The 21,222-nt window shown below is 62.6% G+C and carries 20 protein-coding genes; 18 read left to right on the top strand and 2 right to left on the bottom strand.

The genetic code is table 11. The annotated features are described in order from the left end of the window. The first annotated feature begins 6 nt into the window (after positions 1 to 6). The 16 genes from PQR27_RS15785 (at position 7) to cysM (ending at position 16,827) form a co-directional block, all read left to right on the top strand. On the top strand, positions 7 to 609 hold the full coding sequence (locus tag PQR27_RS15785) for a DUF2059 domain-containing protein (RefSeq protein WP_063496923.1): 603 nt from the start codon (positions 7 to 9) through the stop codon (positions 607 to 609). A gap of 261 nt (positions 610 to 870) precedes the next feature. Next, positions 871 to 1,953 (top strand): 3-phosphoserine/phosphohydroxythreonine transaminase, encoded by a 1,083-nt coding sequence (gene serC / locus PQR27_RS15780; protein ID WP_408524524.1) that lies wholly within the window; start codon positions 871 to 873, stop codon positions 1,951 to 1,953. Positions 1,954 to 2,023: 70 nt separating this feature from the next. Beyond that, positions 2,024 to 3,106, top strand: coding sequence for a prephenate dehydratase (pheA, locus tag PQR27_RS15775; protein ID WP_408524523.1), 1,083 nt, complete (start codon positions 2,024 to 2,026; stop codon positions 3,104 to 3,106). 99 nt (positions 3,107 to 3,205) lie between these two features. Beyond that, positions 3,206 to 4,318: a histidinol-phosphate transaminase gene (gene hisC / locus PQR27_RS15770; protein WP_408524522.1), complete on the top strand. Its 1,113-nt coding sequence runs from the start codon at positions 3,206 to 3,208 to the stop codon at positions 4,316 to 4,318. Between the two features lie 48 nt (positions 4,319 to 4,366). Beyond that, positions 4,367 to 5,308: a prephenate dehydrogenase gene (locus PQR27_RS15765; protein ID WP_408524521.1), complete on the top strand. Its 942-nt coding sequence runs from the start codon at positions 4,367 to 4,369 to the stop codon at positions 5,306 to 5,308. Positions 5,309 to 5,327: 19 nt separating this feature from the next. Then, on the top strand, positions 5,328 to 6,632 hold the full coding sequence (gene aroA / locus PQR27_RS15760) for a 3-phosphoshikimate 1-carboxyvinyltransferase (protein ID WP_408524520.1): 1,305 nt from the start codon (positions 5,328 to 5,330) through the stop codon (positions 6,630 to 6,632). A 35-nt stretch (positions 6,633 to 6,667) separates the two neighbouring features. Continuing rightward, a complete protein-coding gene (cmk, locus tag PQR27_RS15755; RefSeq protein ID WP_408524519.1) occupies positions 6,668 to 7,354 on the top strand; it encodes a (d)CMP kinase in 687 nt (228 codons plus the stop codon). A gap of 174 nt (positions 7,355 to 7,528) precedes the next feature. Continuing rightward, positions 7,529 to 9,262 carry a 30S ribosomal protein S1 gene (gene rpsA, locus PQR27_RS15750; protein ID WP_106283263.1) on the top strand — a complete coding sequence of 578 codons (1,734 nt, stop codon included), beginning with the start codon at positions 7,529 to 7,531 and terminating at the stop codon, positions 9,260 to 9,262. A 103-nt stretch (positions 9,263 to 9,365) separates the two neighbouring features. After that, positions 9,366 to 9,692, top strand: coding sequence for an integration host factor subunit beta (locus PQR27_RS15745; RefSeq protein ID WP_074300394.1), 327 nt, complete (start codon positions 9,366 to 9,368; stop codon positions 9,690 to 9,692). A 315-nt stretch (positions 9,693 to 10,007) separates the two neighbouring features. Continuing rightward, entirely contained in the window at positions 10,008 to 10,301 is a 294-nt protein-coding gene (locus PQR27_RS15740; RefSeq protein WP_179733568.1) for a LapA family protein, read from the top strand. A gap of 71 nt (positions 10,302 to 10,372) precedes the next feature. Further along, positions 10,373 to 11,548, top strand: coding sequence for a lipopolysaccharide assembly protein LapB (gene lapB, locus PQR27_RS15735; protein ID WP_408524518.1), 1,176 nt, complete (start codon positions 10,373 to 10,375; stop codon positions 11,546 to 11,548). A 144-nt stretch (positions 11,549 to 11,692) separates the two neighbouring features. Continuing rightward, positions 11,693 to 13,108, top strand: coding sequence for a UDP-glucose dehydrogenase family protein (locus PQR27_RS15730; RefSeq protein ID WP_408524517.1), 1,416 nt, complete (start codon positions 11,693 to 11,695; stop codon positions 13,106 to 13,108). Further along, complete coding sequence (rfaE1, locus tag PQR27_RS15725) at positions 13,062 to 14,069, top strand: D-glycero-beta-D-manno-heptose-7-phosphate kinase (protein ID WP_408524516.1); 1,008 nt, start codon at positions 13,062 to 13,064, stop codon at positions 14,067 to 14,069. The genes PQR27_RS15730 and rfaE1 overlap by 47 nt, the downstream gene beginning before the upstream one ends. Before the next feature lie 93 nt (positions 14,070 to 14,162). Beyond that, complete coding sequence (gene rfaD / locus PQR27_RS15720) at positions 14,163 to 15,155, top strand: ADP-glyceromanno-heptose 6-epimerase (RefSeq protein ID WP_408524515.1); 993 nt, start codon at positions 14,163 to 14,165, stop codon at positions 15,153 to 15,155. 77 nt (positions 15,156 to 15,232) lie between these two features. Further along, positions 15,233 to 15,616 carry a ComEA family DNA-binding protein gene (locus tag PQR27_RS15715; protein WP_408524514.1) on the top strand — a complete coding sequence of 128 codons (384 nt, stop codon included), beginning with the start codon at positions 15,233 to 15,235 and terminating at the stop codon, positions 15,614 to 15,616. 308 nt (positions 15,617 to 15,924) lie between these two features. Then, complete coding sequence (gene cysM / locus PQR27_RS15710; RefSeq protein WP_408524513.1) at positions 15,925 to 16,827, top strand: cysteine synthase CysM; 903 nt, start codon at positions 15,925 to 15,927, stop codon at positions 16,825 to 16,827. Positions 16,828 to 16,924: 97 nt separating this feature from the next. Here the strand turns inward: cysM and mltB are convergent, their stop codons facing one another. Next, complete coding sequence (gene mltB, locus PQR27_RS15705; protein ID WP_408525503.1) at positions 16,925 to 18,073, bottom strand: lytic murein transglycosylase B; 1,149 nt, start codon at positions 18,071 to 18,073, stop codon at positions 16,925 to 16,927. A 279-nt stretch (positions 18,074 to 18,352) separates the two neighbouring features. Here mltB and PQR27_RS15700 point away from each other — a divergent pair, with 279 nt between their 5' ends. Both PQR27_RS15700 and PQR27_RS15695 read left to right on the top strand, forming a co-directional pair. Then, positions 18,353 to 19,276, top strand: a complete 924-nt coding sequence (locus tag PQR27_RS15700; protein WP_408524512.1) for a histone deacetylase family protein — start codon at positions 18,353 to 18,355, stop codon at positions 19,274 to 19,276. A 42-nt stretch (positions 19,277 to 19,318) separates the two neighbouring features. After that, the gene (locus PQR27_RS15695) at positions 19,319 to 20,119 is read left to right on the top strand and encodes an enoyl-CoA hydratase (RefSeq protein ID WP_408524511.1); all 801 of its coding nucleotides are present in this window, start codon (positions 19,319 to 19,321) and stop codon (positions 20,117 to 20,119) included. Positions 20,120 to 20,240: 121 nt separating this feature from the next. Here the strand turns inward: PQR27_RS15695 and PQR27_RS15690 are convergent, their stop codons facing one another. After that, positions 20,241 to 21,143, bottom strand: coding sequence for an alpha/beta hydrolase (locus PQR27_RS15690; RefSeq protein ID WP_408524510.1), 903 nt, complete (start codon positions 21,141 to 21,143; stop codon positions 20,241 to 20,243). Positions 21,144 to 21,222 lie beyond the last annotated feature (79 nt).

The raw sequence follows: 21,222 nt of genomic DNA, 5'->3' as shown, positions 1-21,222 counted from the left end.
GTAATGATGCAAAAACGATTCAAACAACTGATGTTGCTGGCTGCCCTCGTGCCGACCTTCGCCATGGCTCAAGCTCTGCAGAGCTCGGCACCGGCGGCTCCGGCTGCTGCCGCAGCACCGGTTGATCCGGCCAAGCAGGCTGCCATCAAGGACCTGCTGGACGCAATCGACGCGCAAAAGCTCGTCGGTGCAATCGGCAACAGCGCTCAAATGCAAGCCAAGCAACTTGTTCCGGCCATCCTGTCGGACGCCCTGAGCGAAAACAAGACGATGACGGACAAGCAGAAGCAGGCTTCCGTCCCCACGCTGCAAAAGAACGCTGTGCCGAAGCTGGTTGACGGCGCAGGCCAGGTGTTCGCCACGGACAGCTTCCGTCAGGACGCAATGCAAGCTCAGTACGACGCTTACGCGAAGTACTACAGCACGTCCGAAATCAAGGATCTGACGGCGTTCTACAAGAGCCCGACCGGCCGCAAGTTCATCCAGGTACAAGACCAGGTTGGCCGCGACGTCGTGAACGGCTTGATGCAAAAATACATGCCGCAATCGATCAAGGCAACGCGTGACCAGGCCGACAAGGAAGTCGCGTCGGTCAAGCCGGCTAAGTAAATCGAGGTCGAAAGGCTGCGCTGACATCGCGCGAGCCGCCGCTCAGGGCACGCTTTACGGCGGCCCGGGTTTGGCGGGTTTGCGGTGACAATGCGATAATGGCCGTTTGCGTACACGCGCGAACGGCCATTTTCTTTTGGGGCGCGGAAATCGTTATCAAATTCGCGTTGCTAATTTTGCGGTGCAGGGTCTTTCTGTTGTCAACTGTGCCGATGTTGACGCGATCCTTCCGTTTTTTGCCCCTGCTTTCAGGACCTCACGATGCGCGTCTTTAATTTCTCCGCCGGCCCCGCGGCCATGCCAGAAGAAGTGCTGCGCCAGGCAGCCGACGAAATGCTCGATTGGCAGGGCAGTGGCATGAGCGTGATGGAAATGAGCCACCGCGGCAAAGAGTTCATGTCGATTCACGAGGAAGCGCTCGTCGATCTGCGCGAGTTGCTCGAAGTGCCCGCCAGCCACCGTATCCTGTTCCTGCAAGGCGGAGGGCTCGGTGAAAACGCGATCGTGCCGATGAATCTGATGGGCGTGAAGGCGCGCGCGGATTTCGTCGTGACCGGTTCGTGGTCGCAGAAGTCGCTCAAGGAAGCGCAAAAGTACGGTGCGGTGCATCTGGCGGCGAGCGGCCAGACGGCCGACGGTTTTACCCGCGCGCCGTCACGCGCCGAGTGGCAATTGTCGGACGATCCGGCGTACGTGCATCTATGCACCAACGAGACCATTCACGGCGTCGAGACGTTCGAGATCCCCGATCTCGGCGATATTCCGCTGGTGGCCGACGCCTCGTCGCATATTCTGTCGCGCCCGATGGACATTGCCAAATACGGCGTGCTGTTCGGCGGCGCGCAGAAGAACATCGGCATGGCGGGCGTCACGGTCGTGGTCGTGCGCGAAGACATGATGGATCGCGCGCAGTCGATCTGCCCGTCGGCGTTTGAGTGGAAAACCGTCGCCGAGAACAATTCGATGTACAACACGCCGCCTACCTACGCGATCTATATCGCAGGGCTGGTGTTCAAGTGGTTGAAGAAGCAGGGCGGCCTTGCCGCAATGGAAGCGCGTAATCTCGAGAAGTCGAAGCTGCTGTACGACACCATCGATTCGAGCCGCTTCTATCTGAACAAGGTCGAGCATGGCTCGCGCTCGCGGATGAACATACCGTTTTTCCTCGCGGACGAGTCGCGCAATGAAGATTTCCTGGCCGGCGCGAAAGCGCGGGGAATGGTGCAGCTAAAGGGCCACAAGTCCGTCGGCGGCATGCGGGCGTCGATTTATAACGCCGTCCCGCTCGAGGGCGTCAAAGCGCTTGTCGAATACATGAAGGAATTCGAACAGCGTAGCGCCTGAGTAATCAGGGCGCGCGCATCCTTTCCAGCACGCATTTGTGCAGCAGCCACCGGCAGGGCCGTTTTCACGCATGGACGACGAACTCAATACCCGACTCAAACCCCTTCGCGAACGTATCGACGCGCTCGACGCACAGTTGATCGCGCTGCTCAATCAACGCGCCGCGGTGGCGCTCGAAGTGGGCGAGGTCAAGAAGCATTTCAACGCGCCGGTGTTCCGCCCGGAACGCGAACAGCAGGTCATCGCGCGCCTGCAGGGCATGAGCGATGGCCCGCTGGCCAGCGACCATATCAGCGCGATCTGGCGCGAGATCATGGCCGCGAGCCGCGCGCTCGAAAAAACCATCAAAGCCGCGTTTCTCGGGCCGGTCGGGACCTACAGCGAACAGGCGATGCACGAGTACTTCGGTCAGTCGATCGAAGGCCTGCCGTGTCCGTCGATCGATGAAGTGTTCCGTTCGGTCGAAGCAGGCGCTGCGGAATTCGGCGTCGTGCCGGTCGAGAATTCGACCGAAGGCGCTGTGTCGCGCACGCTGGATCTTCTGCTGCAAACGCAGCTTACGATCGGCGGCGAACTGGCTTTGCCGATTCACCACAATCTGTTGACGCTCAATGGCGGCCTTGCCGGCGTGACGCGCGTGTGCGCGCATGCGCAGGCGCTTGCCCAATGCCAGGGCTGGCTTTCCGCCAACGCGCCGCATCTGGAGCGCCAGGCGGTATCGAGCAATGCGGAAGCGGCGCGCATGGCGGCAGACGATCCGACCGTTGCCGCGATCGCGGGCGACCGGGCCGCGACGCACTACGGTTTGCAGGTCGCCTACGCACTGATTCAGGACGACCCGCATAATCGCACGCGCTTCGTGATGATCGGCAAGCAGCCGGCCGGCATCAGCGGCTACGACCAGACTTCGCTGATCGTGTCCGTGGTGAACGAACCGGGTGCGATGGTCAAACTGCTCGAACCGTTGGCCCGTCACAGTGTTTCGATGACGCGCTTCGAATCGCGTCCGGCGCGCGTCGGCACGTGGGAGTACTACTTCTATATCGACGTCGAAGGCCATCGCGACGACCCGGCGGTAGCCGCCGCACTCAGCGAACTCGGCAAGAAGGCCGCGTTCCTGAAGATCCTCGGCTCGTATCCGCGCGCCCGATAATGGTCCGCTAATCGGTCCGCTAATGATCCGCTCACGGCGCGCGAGTGACATACAGGCGCGCCGGCAGATATTCTTTACTAATAGTTGTTCGGAGATTTCATGACAACGTCATTCGGTCCTTCCTATGTGCGCGCGATTGCGCCCTACATCGCCGGCAAGCCGATTTCGGAAGTGGCCCGCGAGTTCGGCCTCGACGAAGCGAGCATCGTGAAACTTGCGTCGAATGAGAATCCGCTGGGCATGCCTGAGTCGGCGCAACGCGCGATCGCGCAAGCGGCCAGCGAACTCGGCCGTTACCCGGATGCGAATGCGTTCGAACTGAAAGCCGCGCTGAGCGAGCGCTACGGCGTGCCGGCCGACTGGGTCACGCTCGGCAATGGCAGCAACGACATCCTCGAAATCGCCGCCCATGCGGTTGTCGAAAAGGGCCAGTCGATCGTCTACGCGCAGTATTCGTTCGCGGTCTACGCACTGGCCACGCAAGGCCTGGGTGCGCGCGCGATCGTCGTGCCGGCCGTCAAGTACGGCCACGACCTCGACGCCATGCTCGCCGCGATCACGGATGACACGCGGTTGATCTTCGTCGCGAACCCGAACAACCCGACGGGCACGTTTATCGAAGGTGCGAAGCTCGAAGCATTTCTCGACAAGGTGCCGCGCAACGTGGTGGTCGTGCTCGACGAGGCGTACACGGAATATCTGTCCGAAGGGAAGCGCTACGACTCGATCGCGTGGGTGCGCCGCTATCCGAATCTGCTGGTTTCGCGCACGTTTTCGAAGGCCTTCGGTCTCGCGGGCTTGCGTGTCGGCTTCGCGATCGCGCAGCCTGAGTTGACCGATCTGCTGAACCGTCTGCGTCAGCCGTTCAATGTGAACACGCTGGCCCAAGCCGCGGCGATTGCGGCGCTGAACGACAAGGCGTTTCTGGAAAAGAGCGCGGCGTTGAATGCGCAAGGCTATCGCCGTCTTACTGAGGGGTTCGACAAGCTCGGTCTCGAGTACGTGCCGTCGGACGGCAACTTCGTGCTGGTGCGCGTCGGCAACGACGACGCGGCGGGCAACCGTGTCAATCTGGAACTGCTGAAGCAGGGCGTGATCGTGCGTCCGGTCGGCAACTACGGTTTGCCGCAATGGCTGCGTATCACGATCGGCCTGCCGGCGGAAAACGAAGCGTTCCTGACGGCACTCGAGAAGTCGCTCGCCACCGCGTGAGCGGTAGACCTTGACCCGCGCGCCTGATCTCCCGGGCGCGCCTTTTGTGTGACTGCCGTGGCCGCGTTCTCTTTTAACAAGCTGGTGATTTTCGGTGTCGGCCTGATCGGCGGATCGCTTGCGCGCGCATTGCGCGAGCGGGATGAGATTTCAGGCGCGCGCAAGGTGATCGGTGTCGGTCGTTCGCCCGCCTCGACGGCGCGCGCGCTGGAGCTGGGCGTGATCGACGCGGCCGCGGCGCTCACTGACGACGCCGCCTTGCGTGACGCCTTGTCAGGCGCGGATTTCGTGCTGCTCGCCGCACCCGTCGCGCAGACACAGCCATTGCTCGAGCGGATTGCACCGTTTCTCGGTGCGGATACGATCGTCACCGATGCCGGCAGCACCAAGTCCGATGTGGTCGCGGCTGCGCGCGCGGCGCTCGGCGCGCGCATCGGTCAGTTCGTGCCTGGGCATCCGATCGCCGGCCGTGAGTCGAGTGGTGTGGATGCCGCGCTGCCGGATCTGTACGTGAACCGCAACGTCGTCCTGTGCGCATTGCCGGAAAACGCACCTGAAGCGGTCGAGCGCGTCGCGGCCATGTGGCGCGCTACCGGCGCCCTCGTGCGGGACATGACGCCCGAGCAGCACGACCGGGTGCTCGCGTCGGTCAGCCATTTGCCGCACGTGCTGTCGTTCGCGCTGGTCGAGCAGATTCTCAATTCGCCGGATGCCGCGCTGAAATTTTCCTTTGCCGCCGGCGGCTTCCGCGACTTCACACGCATTGCCGCATCGAGCCCGGAAATGTGGCGTGACGTGTGCGTTGCGAACCGCGCCGCGCTGCTGGATGAACTCGACGCCTACACGGCGGTGCTCGCGCGTCTGCGCGCGGCCATCGACGCAGGCGACGGCGCCGCGCTCGAAGCCGTGTTCGCGCGCTCGCGTGTGGCGCGCAGCGAATGGCAGGAACAGCGCGCTGCCGGCGTTGCCCACGGCGACGCCTCGAAATAACCGGAAACTGGACTCAATCATGGAATTCCTCGATCTCGGACCGTTTTCCCGTGCGTCCGGCACGGTTCGTCTGCCAGGCTCGAAGAGCATTTCGAATCGCGTGTTGTTGCTCGCGGCGCTCGCTGAGGGCGACACGACGATCACGAACCTGCTCGACTCCGACGACACCCGCGTGATGCTCGACGCGCTCGAAAAGCTCGGCGTGCGCATCAAACGCGAAGGCGACACCTGTGTCGTGACCGGTACACGTGGCGCGTTCACGGCGCGCACGGCTGACCTGTTCCTCGGCAATGCCGGCACGGCAGTGCGTCCGCTGACTGCGGCGCTCGCGGTCAACGGCGGCGACTATCGCATCCATGGCGTGCCGCGCATGCACGAGCGGCCGATCGGCGATCTGGTCGACGGCTTGCGGCAGATCGGCGCGAGGATCGACTACGAAGAAAACGAAGGCTTTCCGCCGCTGCGGATTCGGCCCGCGCAAATCTCCGCTGACGCACCGATCCGTGTGCGCGGCGACGTCTCGAGCCAGTTTCTGACTTCGCTTCTGATGACGCTACCGTTGTTGCGCACCGACAGCGGCGTCACAACCGTGCAGGTGGACGGCGAACTGATCTCCAAGCCCTACATCGAGATCACCATCAAATTGATGGAACGCTTCGGCATCAAGGTCGAGCGCCACGAATGGCATCAGTTCGTGGTGCCGGCGGGGCAGCGCTATCAGTCGCCGGGCACCATCATGGTGGAAGGCGATGCGTCGTCGGCGTCGTATTTCCTCGCAGCCGGCGCGCTGGGTGGCGGGCCGCTGCGGGTGGAGGGTGTGGGCCGGGCCAGTATCCAGGGCGACGTCGGCTTTGCCGATGCGCTGATCAGGATGGGCGCAAACCTGCAGATGGGCGACGACTGGATCGAGGTGCGCGGCGTCGGTCACGACCACGGCAAGCTCGAGCCGATCGACATGGACTTCAACCTGATTCCCGACGCCGCGATGACGATCGCCGTCGCCGCGCTGTTCGCGGACGGCACGACCACGCTGCGTAATATCGCCAGTTGGCGCGTGAAGGAAACCGACCGCATCGCCGCGATGGCGACCGAGTTGCGCAAGGTCGGCGCGAAGGTGCAGGAAGGCGAGGATTTCCTCGTCGTCACGCCGCCTGAAAAACTGATTCCGAACGCCGCGATCGATACTTACGACGACCACCGCATGGCGATGTGCTTCTCGCTGGTGAGTCTCGGCGGCGTGCCGATCCGGATCAACGACCCGAAGTGCGTCGGCAAGACGTTCCCCGATTACTTTGAGCGCTTCACCGCGCTCGCTCAACCCTGATTCGTCCCCGAATCGACTGACGTGCGACTTTTTCGATGAAACCGACCCGTCCCTTTCACCAGACGCCCGTCATTACGATCGACGGCCCGAGTGCCTCCGGCAAAGGCACCGTGGCCGCGCTGGTTGCAGCGAGCCTTGGCTTCCACCTGCTGGATAGCGGCGCGCTGTACCGGCTCGCCGCGCTGGCGAGCCAGCGTTACCACATCCCGGCGGATGACGCCGATGCCCTTGCCAAACTGATCGGCGACCTGCACATCACCTTTCGCGAGGGGGTGGCGCTACTCGATGGGGTCGACGTTTCTGCCGACATCCGGGTCGAGGAAGTCGGCAAGTGCGCCTCGGCGATTGCCGTGCACGCACCCGTGCGAACCGCGCTGGTGGCGCGTCAGCGGGCCTTTCGTAAGGAACCGGGACTGGTTGCCGACGGCCGCGACATGGGCACGGTGATCTTCCAGGACGCCATGCTGAAGGTGTTCATGACGGCCAGTGTGGAGGCCCGCGCGGCGCGCCGCCATAAGCAATTGATCCAAAAAGGATTTTCTGCTAATATAGATGACTTGCTCCGGGATTTGCGTGAGCGCGATGAGCGTGACAGTCAGCGCGAAGCCGCGCCACTCAGGCCCGCAGCGGATGCAAAGCTGCTTGATACCTCGGCATTGTCGGTCGACCAGGCGGTCGAACAAGTGGTGCAGTGGTATGAAGCATGGGTTCCGCATGCTTGATGGTTTAGCTGGATATTCAAGCGACGTTTCAAGCGGCGGGCGCAGTAGAAGTCCTGTTGTCAGTAGGTGCTTCGCGAATGTCGCGAAGCGTTGTTTTAACCCTTTAACCCCGCGTGGCATTCGCATCTAGCCGAAATTGCTGACCGTCCCGGCCAGCCGGGCACCGCGAGAACCATGCAAATTTTGATTTTTATGTCCGACCTGCAAACCTCTACCCCGAATACCGAATCTTTTGCGGCTCTGTTCGAAGAGTCGCTGACCAAGCAAGACATGCGCGCTGGCGAAGTGATCTCCGCCGAAGTCGTGCGTGTTGACCACAACTTCGTGGTCGTCAACGCTGGTCTCAAGTCCGAAGCCTACATCCCGCTCGAAGAGTTCCTGAACGACGCGGGCGAGGTAGAAGTGCAGGCGGGCGACTTCGTTTCCGTCGCGATCGACGCGCTGGAAAACGGCTACGGCGACACCATCCTGTCGCGCGACAAGGCGAAGCGTCTGGCTTCGTGGCTGTCGCTGGAAAAAGCCCTCGACAACAACGAACTCGTGACCGGCACGATCACGGGCAAGGTCAAGGGCGGTATGACCGTCATGGTCAACGGCATCCGCGCATTCCTGCCGGGTTCGCTCGTCGACACGCGTCCGGTCAAGGACACGACCCCGTACGAAGGCAAGACGCTGGAATTCCGCGTCATCAAGCTCGACCGCAAGCGTAACAACGTCGTGCTGTCGCGCCGTGCCGTGATCGAAGCGACCCAGGGCGAAGAGCGCGCAAAGCTGCTCGAAACGCTGAAGGAAGGCGCGATCGTGGAAGGCGTGGTGAAGAACATCACCGATTACGGCGCATTCGTCGACCTCGGCGGTATCGACGGCCTGCTGCACATCACGGACATCGCATGGCGTCGTGTGCGCCACCCGAGCGAAGTGTTGTCGGTTGGCCAGGAAGTCACCGCGAAGATCCTCAAGTTCGATCAAGAGAAGAACCGCGTCTCGCTGGGCATCAAGCAACTGGGCGACGATCCGTGGGAAGGCATTTCCCGCCGTTACCCGTCGGGCACGCGCCTGTTCGGTAAGGTCACCAACATCACCGACTACGGCGCATTCGTCGAAGTGGAATCGGGCATCGAAGGCCTGGTTCACGTGTCGGAAATGGACTGGACGAACAAGAACGTTGCACCGTCGAAGGTTGTGCAACTGGGCGACGAAGTCGAAGTCATGGTTCTGGAAATCGACGAAGACCGCCGCCGTATCAGCCTCGGCATGAAGCAATGCAAGCCGAACCCGTGGGATGACTTCAGCCGCAACTTCAAGAAGGGCGACAAGCTGCAAGGCGCAATCAAGTCGATCACCGACTTCGGCGTCTTCATCGGTCTGCCGGGCGGCATCGACGGTCTGGTTCACCTGTCGGACCTGTCGTGGAGCGAAACGGGCGAAGAAGCAGTTCGCAAGTACAAGAAGGGCGACGAAGTGGAAGCGATCGTTCTCGGCATCGACGTCGAGAAGGAACGTATTTCGCTGGGTATCAAGCAGCTCGAAGGCGACCCGTTCAGCAACTTCGTTGCAATGAACGACAAGGGTTCGATCGTCGACGGCGTGGTCAAGACGGTAGACGCAAAGGGTGCAGTGGTTCAGCTGTCGACGGAAGTCGAAGGCTACCTGCGCGCTTCGGAAATCGCACAAGACCGCGTGGAAGATGCTCGCAACGTGCTGAAGGAAGGCGACAAGGTCAACGCGATGATCATCAACATCGATCGCAAGTCGCGTGGCATCAACCTGTCGATCAAGGCCAAGGATTCGGCTGAGCAACAGGAAGCGATCCGCGGCCTAGCTTCGTCGGATTCGAGTTCTGCTGCAACGGGCACGACGAACCTCGGCGCGCTGCTGAAGGCCAAGCTCGACGGCCAGAACCAGTAATTGAGGAGCGCCCCCAAACCTGTCGCTTCGCGCCAGGCCCCCCAAGGGGGACAAGAAAACTTGGGGGCGGCCCGGCGTTTTCTTGAGAGAGGTCTGCTGCAGTATGACCAAATCGGAATTGGTCGCCCAGCTGGCTACGCGATTTCCGCAGCTTGTACTTAAAGATGCGGACTTCGCGGTGAAGACGATGCTTGATGCGATGTCGGAGGCGCTTGCCAACGGTCATCGCATCGAAATTCGTGGCTTCGGCAGCTTCGGCCTCAACCGTCGTCCCTCCCGTGTCGGGCGTAATCCGAAGTCGGGCGAGAAGGTATTGGTACCCGAGAAGTACGTACCGCACTTCAAGCCGGGTAAGGAACTGCGTGAGCGGGTAGACCGACGTTCGGGCGAACCGCTGAAGGCCGAAGAGCCGGATGACGACGACCTGTAAATGCTCCGCTGTGCGGTTTGCAGCGTGGCATTGGTAGCGTCAGCGGCCAAAGCCAGACGACAAAAAGACCAGAAAAAGCGCCTTCGGGCGCTTTTTTTTCGTCCGCGGAATGCTCTGCATCATCCCGGGCCGGTTCTCTCGGGCGAGGCATTCGCTCGCGATGGGATAAACCTTGCGTCAGTCCGCAATCAGCCAGTTCCTGCCCAGCCACGAGGGCTTCCATTACAATACGGGTCACTTCGGCGCGGGCAACACCGTGGCGCGACGCGTCATCAAGCCGGCGTCACCCCGCAACTGCCGTCAAGAGACCTATTCATGAAATTTATCGTCTGGCTGATCCGTGTGCTGGTGTTCGTGCTGCTGCTGGTGCTCGCACTCTCCAATACGCAACCCGCTACGCTGAATTTCCTCGCCGGCTACGCGTGGTCGGCGCCGTTGATCCTGATTGGCCTCGCGTTCTTTGTGGTTGGATTGCTGGCCGGCCTCGTGTCGTCAGTGCCGGCAATGGTGCGCCTGCGGATGGAGAACGGCCGTCTCAAGCGCGAATTGCGCGTGGCGCGCGAGGCTCCGGTAGTGGTCGAACAACCGCCCATGCCGCCGCTGATCTGAATTTCCGTCTGCCGCGTGCGTAAAGCGCGCGGCTTTCCGTTGTTGCCTTCCGTTTCGTTTGCATTAATCGCATGGATCTAGACTTCTGGTGGCTGCTTGTCATACCCGTGGCCTTCGCGTTCGGCTGGATGGCCGCCCGCTACGACCTCAAGACGCTGCTGTCCGAAAGCGCCAATCTGCCGCGTTCGTATTTCCGCGGCCTGAATTTTCTGCTCAACGAACAACCGGATCAGGCAATCGACGCGTTCATCGAAGTGGTCAAGCTCGACCCGGAAACGGTCGAACTGCACTTCGCGCTGGGTAATCTGTTCCGGCGCCGCGGCGAGACGGACCGCGCGATTCGCGTGCATCAGAACCTGCTGAGCCGTGCCGATCTGCCCGTCACCGAACGCGATCACGCGCTTTACGAACTGGGGCAAGACTTCCTGAAGGCAGGCCTGCTCGACCGCGCGGAAGAAACCTTTCGTTTGCTCGAGACCGGCGACTATGCGCTGGGCGCGCAGCGCGCGCTTCTGACCATCTACGAAATCGAAAAGGACTGGGTCAAGTCGATCGACATTGCGCGACATCTGGAAACGATGGGTGCCGAATCGCTCGACAAGGAAATCGCGCAGTTCCATTGCGAACTCGCTCAGGAAGCACTGCAACAGAAGAACCCGGACGAGGCGCGCCGTCAGCTCGGTTTCGCGCTGAAGGCAAACCCGACCAATGTGCGCGCAACGATCCTGTTCGGCGAGGTCGACGCCGCCGGTGGTGCGCAGGAGGCGGCTGTTGCGCAATGGCTGCGCGTCGAAGAGCAGAATTCGGCCTATTTGCCGCTCGTCGCGGAAAAGCTGATGAAGGCCTACGAAGCGCTGGGTCGTCCGCAGGACGGCGCGGACCTGCTGACTACTTGGGTGGATCGCTATCCATCGAACGATCTGCTCGACGTCGCGTACCAGCATGTCGCGGCGCAGCGCGGCCCGGACGCGGCTCATGCGCTGGCGCGCTCGCAAATGCAGAAATCGCCGAATCTGGCAGGCATGACGCGCCTTCTGGAGGCACAGGAAGCGGTCGCGGAAGAGCCGCGGCGCAGCGAGTTAGAGTTGATGCGCACGCTGATCCGGCAGCGCACCAAAAATCTGCCACGCTATACGTGCCAGAATTGCGGTTTCAGGGCACGGCTTTTCTACTGGCAGTGCCCGGGTTGCAGCGGTTGGGAAACCTATGCGCCGCGCCGCGTCGAACCGATCACGGCGTCGAACTGACGTCAGGGCGAGCGCGCCGGCATCGGCCGGACGCTTGCTTTGCCAGGGGTATGGCTACGGCAAATCCGCGAGCGAACCTCGCAACGTGTTCATCACCGGCCTATTCACCGGGAATCATCACCGGAACCCTCTACCGGAAAGCGTATGAAAATCACCATTATCGGCACGGGCTATGTTGGTCTCGTCACTGGCGCGTGTCTCGCTGAAATCGGCAACGACGTCTTCTGTCTCGACGTCGATCCGCGCAAGATCGAAATCCTCAACAACGGGGGCGTGCCGATCCACGAGCCGGGTTTGCAGGAGATCATCGCCCGCAACCGCGCGGCTGGGCGCATCACGTTTTCGACCGATATCGAAGCGAGCGTGGCGCATGGCGACGTGCAATTCATTGCCGTCGGTACGCCGCCCGACGAGGACGGCTCGGCCGATCTGCAATACGTGCTCGAAGCGGCGCGCAACATCGGCCGCACGATGAATGGCTTCAAGGTGATCGTCGACAAATCGACGGTGCCGGTCGGCACGGCGCAACGCGTCCGCGCGGTCGTCGAAGAGGAACTCGCGAAGCGCGGGTTGGCCGATAGCGAGCGGCACCGGTTTTCGGTGGTCTCCAATCCCGAGTTTCTGAAGGAAGGGGCGGCAGTCGACGATTTCACGCGGCCCGATCGCATCGTGCTCGGCATCGACGAAGACGAAGCCGGCCAGCGCGCGCGTGAGCTGATCAAGCGCCTATACGCGCCGTATAACCGCAATCACGAACGCACGCTTTACATGGATGTGCGCTCTGCCGAATTTACGAAATACGCGGCTAACGCGATGCTCGCCACGCGCATTTCGTTCATGAACGAAATGTCGAATCTGGCCGACCGCGTTGGCGCGGATATCGAAGCGGTGCGCCGCGGCATCGGTTCCGACCCGCGAATCGGCTACCACTTTCTGTACGCCGGTTGCGGCTACGGCGGCTCATGCTTCCCGAAGGACGTGCAGGCGCTGATTCGCACGGCAAGCGAAAGCGGCCATAACCTGCGCATCCTCGAGGCGGTCGAGGAAGTGAACTACCAACAGAAAGACGTGCTGGTGCGCAAGATCACCGGCAAGCTCGGCGACGATCTGAGCGGTCGCACGTTCGCCGTGTGGGGCCTCGCCTTCAAGCCGAATACCGACGACATGCGCGAGGCGCCGAGCCGCCGCATCATCGCTGAGTTGCTCGCGCGTGGCGCCAACATCCGCGCGTACGACCCGGTTGCGGTGGCGGAGGCACGCCGCGTTTTCGCGATGGACCTGCACGACGCGCCGGACCAGCTCGCGCGTCTGCATTTCACGAGTACCCAGGACGAAACGCTCACCGGTGCGGATGCGCTGGTGATCGTCACCGAATGGAAGGAATTCAAGAGCCCGGATTTCGTGCACCTGAAATCGGTGCTGAAGTCGCCGCTGATTTTCGACGGCCGCAATCTCTACGAACCGGACGCAATGACCGAACTCGGCATCGACTATCATTCAATTGGACGCCCGTATGCCCAACCCTCTGAACTTCCTGCCGATCTCCCAAGCCATGCCTGAGGCCGCTCAATCCACACCCGCGCGCCAACTCACCGTGGTGCCACGCGAACAGCTCGGTGCGGCGCGCGTGCTGGTGGTCGGCGACGTGATGCTCGATCGCTACTGGTTCGGCGACGTGAACCGTATCTCGCCGGAAGCGCCGGTGCCGGTCGTCCATGTGCAGCGTCAGGAAGACCGGCTCGGCGGCGCGGCGAACGTCGCGCGCAACGCGGTTGCGCTCGGTGCGCAAGCGGGGCTGCTGTGCGTGGTCGGCCATGACGAACCGGGCGAGCGCATCGTGCAGTTGCTGAGCGAAAGCGGTGTGACGCCGCATCTCGAACGCGACCCGGCGCTGCTCACCACCATCAAGCTGCGTGTGTTGTCGCGCCAGCAACAACTGCTGCGCGTCGATTTCGAGAACTCGCCGACGCACGAAGTGCTGCTTGCAGGCCTCGCGCGCTTTGACGAGTTGCTACCGTCGCACGATGTGATTCTGATGTCCGATTACGCGAAGGGCGGCCTCACGCACGTCACGCAGATGATCGCGAAGGCGCACGCCGCAGGCAAGCCAGTGCTGGTCGATCCGAAGGGCGACGACTGGGAGCGCTATCGCGGCGCGACGCTGATCACGCCGAATCGCGCCGAGTTGCGCGAGGTGGTTGGCCAGTGGAAATCGGAAGACGATCTGATCGCGCGCGTGACCAGACTGCGCGCCGATCTCGAGTTCAAGGCGCTGCTGCTCACGCGCTCGGAAGAGGGCATGACGCTGTTCTCGGACGACGGCATCCTGCACACTTCGGCCGTTGCACGCGAAGTGTATGATGTATCGGGCGCCGGCGACACCGTGATCGCCACGCTCGCCGCCATGCTCGGCGCGGGCCTGACGCTGGTCGAGGCCGTTGGACTGGCGAATCGCGCGGCCGGCATCGTGGTCGGCAAACTGGGTACCGCCACTGTCGACTACGACGAACTCTTTCATTGATGCGGCCCGCCCAGCTCTGTGTTTCGCGCCCGGTTGCGGTTCGAAACGCGGAAGCGCCGGGCGGCAGCTGAAGCTCATTACCGCAGGACCACCATGACCCTCATCGTCACCGGCGCGGCCGGTTTTATCGGCAGCAATCTTGTGAAGGCGCTCAACGAGCGCGGGGAACAACGCATCATCGCGGTGGACAATCTCACGCGCGCGGACAAGTTCAAGAATCTCGTCGACTGCGAAATCGACGACTATCTGGACAAGACCGAATTCGTCGAACGCTTCAGGCGCGGCGACTTCGGCAAGGTGCGCGCGATTTTCCACGAAGGCGCCTGCTCGGACACAATGGAAACCGACGGCCGCTACATGATGGACAACAACTTCCGCTATAGCCGCGACGTGCTCGATGTCTGCCTCGCGCAGAACATCCAGTTTCTGTATGCGTCCTCGGCGGCAACCTATGGCGGTTCGAGCCGTTTTGTCGAAGAGCGCGAAGTCGAACAACCGCTGAACGTGTATGGCTATTCGAAGTTCCTGTTCGACCAGGTGATTCGCCGCGTGTTGCCCACCGCGAAGAGCCAGATTGCCGGCTTCCGCTACTTCAACGTGTACGGGCCGCGCGAAACGCATAAGGCGCGCATGGCCTCCGTGGCGTTTCATAACTTCAACCAGTTCCGCGCCGAGGGCAAGGTCAAGCTGTTCGCCGAATACAACGGTTATGCCGCAGGCGAACAGACGCGCGATTTCGTTTCGATCGAAGATGTGGTGAAGGTCAATCTGTTCTTCTTCGACCATCCTGACAAGTCGGGCATCTTCAATCTGGGCAGCGGCCGGGCCCAGCCGTTCAACGATATCGCCAGCACGGTGGTCAACACGCTGCGCGCATTGAACAACGAAGCACCGTTGTCGCTCGCGGACCAGGTGCAGCGCGGTCTGATCGAATACATTCCGTTCCCCGACACACTGCGTGGCAAGTATCAATGCTTCACGCAAGCGGATCAGTCGAAGCTGCGCGCAGCCGGTTACGAGGCGCCGTTTCTGAGCGTTCAGGAAGGCGTCGAGCGCTACGTACGTTGGCTATTCGGCCAGGTGTAAATCTTTCGGATACCTCTTTAAACTGGAATCTCCCGGTTGGTGATGGTCGCCAACCGGTTGTACGAGGGAGATTCCATATGTTTCGAAAAATTCTGGTTACCGCGGCCATGCTCGCCGCTTTCGGCCACGCCTATGCGGCGGTCGACGTCAACACGGCTAACGAGGATGCGCTGCGTGGCATCAAGGGCATCGGTCCTGCCAAAGCGAAAGCCATTCTCGAAGAGCGTTCAGCGCATGGTCCATTCAAGGACCCGGCCGATCTCGGCAAGCGCGTCAAAGGCATGGGCGGGCATACCGTCGAGCGCCTGCAGGCGGAGGGTCTCGCTGTCGGTCCGGCTGGCGCGGCTGCTGGCGCGCAGGCTGCGGCGCCTGCACAAACCAAAGGCGCGGCCGCTGCGGCCAACACCACGAGCGCCGGCAACGCGCAGAAGAGCAACGCCACAGTGGCGGTGAAGAAATAGCCTGGCGCGGGCCGTGCGTGGCGCGGGTCGCCCGTGCGCACGGTCCGTTGCCGTCGTTCCCCTTCACGGTCGGAGTGGGCAAGAACACTCCTTCAGCTGTCATGCAGATGACTGGCTCCCGCGGTGCTCGGCCGCGGGCTTTTTACGTGGATTTGGGAATGATTTTCCCCTGTGAACGCGCGTCGCGCAGCCGGCCGCTCGGCGGTACGTGCATCCATGCGCTCAGGAGGGCTGCACGGCAGCCGCGCGCACGGTGGTTTAGAATCGATGGATTGAAGACTCCGCGCATCGACAAGCACCAAAACGACATGGCTTACAAAACGATTGAAGACACGATCGGCAATACGCCGCTCGTACAACTCGTCCGGCTCCCCGACGACGAGATCCGCGCTCGCAACAATGTGATCCTTGCGAAGCTCGAGGGCAACAATCCCGCGGGTTCGGTGAAGGACCGCCCGGCACTGTCGATGATCAAGAAGGCCGAAGCTCGCGGCCGCATCAAGCCGGGCGACACGCTGATCGAATCCACCAGCGGCAATACGGGCATCGCGCTAGCGATGGCGGCGGCGGTCCGCGGCTACAAGATGGTGCTGGTCATGCCGGAAGACCTGTCGGTGGAGCGCCGCCAGAGCATGGCCGCATACGGCGCGCAGATCGTTCTCACGCCTGTTACCGGCGGCATGGAATACGCGCGCGACCTCGCCGAACAGATGCAGCGTGAAGGCAAGGGCATCATCCTCGACCAGTTCGCGAATCCGGACAATCCGGCGGCGCACGTCGAAGGCACTGGGCCGGAAATCTGGCGCGACACAGAAGGGCGCATCACGCACTTCGTATCGTCCATGGGCACGACCGGCACGATCATGGGCGTGTCGACCTATCTGAAGGAGCAGAGCCACGCTATCGAGATTATCGGTGCGCAACCGGAAGAGGGTTCGCGTATTCCCGGCATTCGTAAATGGCCCGAAGCGTATCTGCCGAAGATTTTCGATCGCAGCCGCGTCGATCGTGTCGAGAATGTGAGCCAGGCGGCAGCCGAGGCCATGGCGCGGCGTATGGCTTCGGTCGAGGGCATCTTCGCCGGCATTTCGTCGGGTGGCGCGTGCGAAGTGGCGTTGCGCATCGCGCGCCAGGTCGAGAACGCCACCATCGTGTTTATCGTCTGCGACCGCGGCGACCGGTATTTGTCGACGGGTGTGTTTCCGGCCTGATTGCAATTCGCTTCGTCGCCAATGAAAAAGCGCCGGTCACAGCCGGCGCTTTTTTTCTTGCGCGTGAAGCGGCGTGCCTCGTGGCCGCCATGTGAGCCTATTGCGAAGCCGCGTCTGGCTCTGCCGCGTTGCTGCTGGCGTTGGCTGCGTCGCTTGCCTCCATCTGCGCCTTGACCCGCTCTCCCAACTGGTAAACCGCGAGCGCGTAGAAGAAGCTGCGGTTATAGCGCGTCAGCACATAGAAATTCTTCAGTCCCAGCATGTACTCGGTGCCGCGCCCGGGCGACGGCAGATCGACCACCGTCACCGGCGTGCCGGCTTCCGACGCGATGTCGAGCCCCGGTTCGTTCATCAGCAACCCGGCGCGCAGCAGTTGCTGCAGCGGCCAGTGCGGCTCCGGCTGACCGTCGGCGGCGGCTTGCGCAACGCCCAGGCTGCCGGCGTCCGAGCCGATCTTCCACACCACCGGTCGGCCGTTTTCCCAACCGTTCTGGCGCAGATAATTCGCCACGCTGCCGATCGCATCGGCCTGGCTCGTGCGCAGATCGATCTGCTTGTTGCCGTCGTAGCTCACCGCGTATTGCACGATGCTGCTCGGCAGGAACTGCGGAATGCCGATCGCGCCGGTGTAGGAGCCGAGCACGGTGGTCGGATCGATCTGCGCATCACGCGTCCACACCAGGTAGTCTTCAAGATTCTTGCGGAAAGTTGCCTCGCGGTCGGCGCGATTGGCTGTGCTCGGATAGTCGAAGCTGAGCGTGGTCAGCGCGTCGAGCACACGGAAGTTGCCCATGAAGCGCCCATAAATCGTCTCTACGCCGATGATGCCGACGACCACTTCCGGCGGCACGCCGAATTCTTCGTAAGCGCGTTGCAGCGTGGCCTGGTTGGCGCGCCAGAAGCGCACGCCGGCGTTGATGCGAACCTGGTCGAGAAAGCGCGATTGATAGACGCGCCAGTTCTTGACCGACGGCGAAGGCGACGGCGTGACGAGCTTGACCGCTGTTGCCGAATAGCTCACGCGTGCGAACAGCGCATGAAGCGCGGCCTCGTCGAAGTCGTAGCGCGCCGACATGTCGCTGATGAATGCGTCGACATTCGGGTTATTCGCGTAGCGCTGCGGGATGATCTCTTCTTCGAAGGTTTGCCCTTGCGGCACGGCCTGTTGCGGTTGGCTTTGCGCGAGCAGTACCGCCGGCTTCTTCGCGGCGCTTTGCGCCATTGCAGGACTGGCTGCCATGAACACGCACCATGCTACCGACAGTGCGGCGGCCACGGTCGTTGTGCGTAGCCGGTTTCGTGCAGACAGAGCAAGCTTGACGGTCATAGTGAGCTAGGGGCGCAGTGCGAAAGAGAGGGGAAAAACGGATCGGGGCAGTATACCCGACGGCTTCCGCAAAACTGTGCCTGGCGCGTCGCAGCCGCATGGTGTGGTAACTTGACGAGTGTTGGCGCGCCCAGGGCGCGCGCCCTTGGACGGAGACACGCCGCGCGCCTCGCAGGGGCCGCGTCGCAGAAGAAAATCATGGCAACAGGCTTCTATTCCCACGCCGACTGTCTGCTGCACGATATGGGGCAATGGCATCCCGAATGTCCGGCGCGCCTGCAGGCAATCGAAGACCAGCTGATCGCGAGCCGCATCGACTCGCTGATCGAACGCGAGTCGCCGCCGCTCGCCGACGAAGCCGCGCTGTTGCGCGTGCATACGCAGGCGCACGTCGATTACATCCGCAGCCGCTCGCCCGCCGAGGGCCTCGCTGAAATCGACCCCGATACGTCGATGAACCCGTACACCTTGCAGGCCGCATTGCGCGCGGCCGGCGCCGCGGTGGCCGCGACCGACGCGGTGATCGAAGGCCGTTACGACAACGCGTTTTGCAGCGTGCGCCCGCCGGGCCACCATGCGGAGCCGGCGCGCGCGATGGGCTTCTGCTTCTTCAACAACGTGGCGATTGCCGCGCGCCATGCGCTTGAAGTGCACGGCATGCAGCGCGTCGCGATCATCGACTTCGACGTCCACCACGGCAACGGCACCGAAGCGGCATTCGCGGGCGACTCGCGTGTGCTGATGTGCAGCATCTTCCAGCATCCGTTCTATCCGTTCACGGGTGCCGACAATCAGGCGCCCAACATGGTCAATGTGCCGATGCCGGCGCGCTCGAAGGGCATGGAGGTGCGTGAGGTGGTCGACATGATGTGGCTGCCGCGTCTGCATGAATTCAAGCCGGAAATGATCTTCATCTCGGCCGGCTTCGACGCGCATCGCGAGGACGATCTCGGCAACATGGGCCTCGTCGAAGACGACTATGCGTGGATCACCGATCAGGTCCGCGAGATCGCCAACCGCTACGCGCGTGGGCGCATCGTGAGTTGTCTGGAAGGCGGATACAACCTGTCCGCGCTCGGACGCAGTGTCGTCGCGCATGTGCGCGCGCTGGCCGGGATCTGAGCGCAAGCGCCGCGCGAATGCGAAGTCAACGAGGAGCGAGCGATGAACGCCGATACGCGTAACGCTTCACTGGTCGAGATCGAATCCGACGCTTATGGTGTGCCGGGCGTCGTGCGCCTGACGATGAACCGGCCGGATGCATTCAACGCGCTCTCCGAAGCCTTGCTTGATGAGCTTCATGGCGCATTGGCGAAGATTGCGCAGTCGGATGCGCGGGTGGTCGTGATCGCCGGCGCGGGCCGCGCCTTCTGTGCCGGGCATGATCTGAAGGAAATGCGCGCGGCGCCGTCGCTCGCCTACTACCAGGCGTTGTTCGCGCGTTGCACGAAGCTGATGATGACGATCCAGCGCCTGCCGCAACCGGTGATCGCGCGCGTGCATGGCATCGCGACGGCGGCCGGCTGTCAGCTCGTGGCGATGTGCGATCTGGCGGTCGCTGCCGAGACCGCGCGGTTTGCGGTGTCGGGCGTCAACCTCGGTCTGTTCTGCGCGACGCCTTCGGTGCCGCTGTCGCGCAACCTGTCGCGTAAGGCCGCACTTGAAATGCTGCTAACCGGCGATTTCATCGACGCAGCCGAGGCGAAGCAGCAGGGCCTCGTGAATCGCGTCGTCCCGGCAGACGCGCTCGATGCGGAGGTCGCGCGGCTCGCCACGAGTATCTGCGCGAAGCCGGTTGAAGCCGTGAGCGCCGGCAAGGGACTGTTTTACCGTCAGCTCGAAATGGGCGTTGAGGCCGCTTACCAGCTTGCCGGTCAGACGATGGCCTGCAACATGATGCACGAATCGGCGCTCGAAGGCGTGCAGGCATTCATCGACAAACGGCCGCCGGACTGGAAGCGCTAGGTGGCGTCGGCTCTTTAAGGGCGACGTCTTCCGGCATGCCGGTTTGCGAAGGCCGCGCGTCGAAAAAACGCCGGCTCTTTTGCCGCTTCGGCGCTGCTGCCTTCGAAACGCTGTGCGGCGCTCAGGCTGGTGAAGCGTGCGCCTCGATCCATTCAATCAACGCGCCGATCACGCGCTCACGGTCGAGGTCGTTCATCGTCTCGTGATAGCTGTCTTCGTGCAATGTGAGGGTCTTGTCCGGCGAACCCGCGTGCTGGCCGAAGTCGCGGCTGCCGTCGGGTTCGGTGAGCTTATCCGCCATGCCGTGATAGACCAGCAGCGGCACACGCAATCCTCCACGGCCGCGCTCGATGCGCGCCATCGCCAGCAGAATTTCCGCGCCGGTGCGCGCGGGGATCGACCCGTGATGAACCAGCGGATCGCCGAGGTTGGCGTCGACCACCGATTGATCCCGCGATAGCAGGGCCGCGTCGATCTTCATCGCCGGAAAGGTCGGCCAGATGCGGCTGATCACCTGACTGAGCGTGAGCATCCAGCGCGGCACGTCACGGCCGGGCGCGAGCGCGGGGCTCGACAGGATCAACCCTCTCAACGGCCGCCGGCTCGCATCGAGCCGTTCGATTGCGTACAGCGCGGCGATCGCCCCGCCCATGCTGTGGCCCATCAGGAAGAGCGGCGCCGGGCTGTCCGCCGCAGCGTCCAGCAAGGCCTGGGCGTCCAGCAGATACTCGTCGAAGCGATTCACCCACGCGCGTTTGCCAGGCGCCTGCCCATGGCCGCGCAAATCGACGGCGACCAGTTCAATGCCGGCCGCATTCAGCCGTGCGGCCAGTGCGGCATAGCGTCCGGCGTGTTCCGCCAGTCCGTGCAGCAGTGCCACCGTGGCGCGCAGCGGCGCTTTCGCGGACCAGCGATACAGCGGCAATTCGACGCCGTCGCTCGTGGTGACGGTCGCGCGCCGACCGGCACCTTCGGTCCTCGCGCTTGCGCTGGGACATGCGTTGATGTTCCGGGTTGTCTCCATGGCCGCCGTTTGTCGTGATTTTGATTCGCCCGATCATAGTCGCAGCGCTTGTAAGCACGCGAGAATCGGGCACAAGGGA

The sequence above is a fragment of the Paraburkholderia fungorum genome (assembly GCF_046027215.1).
Taxonomy (GTDB): domain Bacteria; phylum Pseudomonadota; class Gammaproteobacteria; order Burkholderiales; family Burkholderiaceae; genus Paraburkholderia; species Paraburkholderia fungorum_D.
The sequence above is the reverse complement of the archived record's forward strand: the minus strand, read 5'-3'. Positions and strand labels throughout refer to the sequence as shown.